Origin of the sequence: Agrobacterium larrymoorei (genome assembly GCF_013322225.1) — a bacterium.
Lineage (GTDB): Bacteria > Pseudomonadota > Alphaproteobacteria > Rhizobiales > Rhizobiaceae > Agrobacterium > Agrobacterium larrymoorei_A.
This window is the reverse complement of sequence record NZ_JAAMFB010000056.1, coordinates 1-883: the sequence shown is the minus strand read 5'-3', so window position 1 is coordinate 883 and position 883 is coordinate 1. Positions and strand designations below refer to the sequence as shown.

Below are 883 nucleotides of genomic sequence, written 5' to 3'. Positions count from 1 at the left end.
AAAGCCAATCCCTTGACCAAAACCCAATCATAAAACCATAGTCAGAGGTGGCTCACTTCTCGGTGGAAAAACCGGCTCAGTTCCGCATGGAAACCAACACCTCCGTCACAGGATTTACAGAACGATCCAATAGTACGATCTCAAGCCGGATTTTCGGATACGTCATGTGGAAGTCCTGAAACGCCTTCCGCAGCAAGAACGTATTAAGAGACGTGGGCACTTTTACCCTGAGGAAGCCGATCGTCTCACCTTGCGTCTTTTTCGCTAGATTTAGAAGCTCCTCGAACTCAGATAGAACTTCCCAGCTCTTTTCCAAATAAGTGCCGCCGATTTCGGTCAACTTTACGCTACGCGTAGACCTGACGAAAAGTTTAACGCCCAGTCGCGCTTCTAGCTGCGAAATCCGTTTCGTGATGACGGATGGAGCGACATCCAGCCTGCTCGCGGCACGAATGAAACTACCCGTTTTCGCCACTTCCTGGAATGCACGGAAATTTTCGTAAAGATCCAAATTGTTCTCGATTCGAGATTTCTGATACCTCACTGTGGGGGATTGTTCGCCATTTCGCAATGGTTCATCTTAGAAACACACCAGATTGACCAGAGGAGCATGCCTTTAACTCGGCATGTGGTCGGAGGGTGAGGAGAAGAAATCACATGGAAAATACTGCTATCTCGGTCGAGGTGCTGAACCACAGCTTCGGTCAGTTGAGCGTGCTGGAAAACATCTCATTCGACGTTAAACGGGGCGAAGTTGTAGCCAGAGGTGGCTCGGAAAATCTGCACAGCTAGGATAAGTGGAATTTCTGCCTGACTTCAGCTTAAATGCTGAGAACAGGAGATACCATGACGAGACGACCGCGCCGGAACCATAGCCCGGCTT

Annotated in this window: 2 protein-coding genes; one reads left to right on the top strand and one right to left on the bottom strand. The window is 49.4% G+C overall.

All coding sequences use genetic code 11. The features are described 5' to 3' along the window. Positions 1-76 precede the first annotated feature (76 nt). On the bottom strand, positions 77-511 hold the full coding sequence (locus tag G6L28_RS22715) for a LysR family transcriptional regulator (RefSeq protein ID WP_210265783.1): 435 nt from the start codon (positions 509-511) through the stop codon (positions 77-79). Positions 512-657: 146 nt separating this feature from the next. Here G6L28_RS22715 and G6L28_RS23100 point away from each other — a divergent pair, with 146 nt between their 5' ends. After that, positions 658-792 (top strand): hypothetical protein, encoded by a 135-nt coding sequence (locus G6L28_RS23100; RefSeq protein WP_272955862.1) that lies wholly within the window; start codon positions 658-660, stop codon positions 790-792. The last annotated feature ends 91 nt before the right edge of the window (positions 793-883 follow it).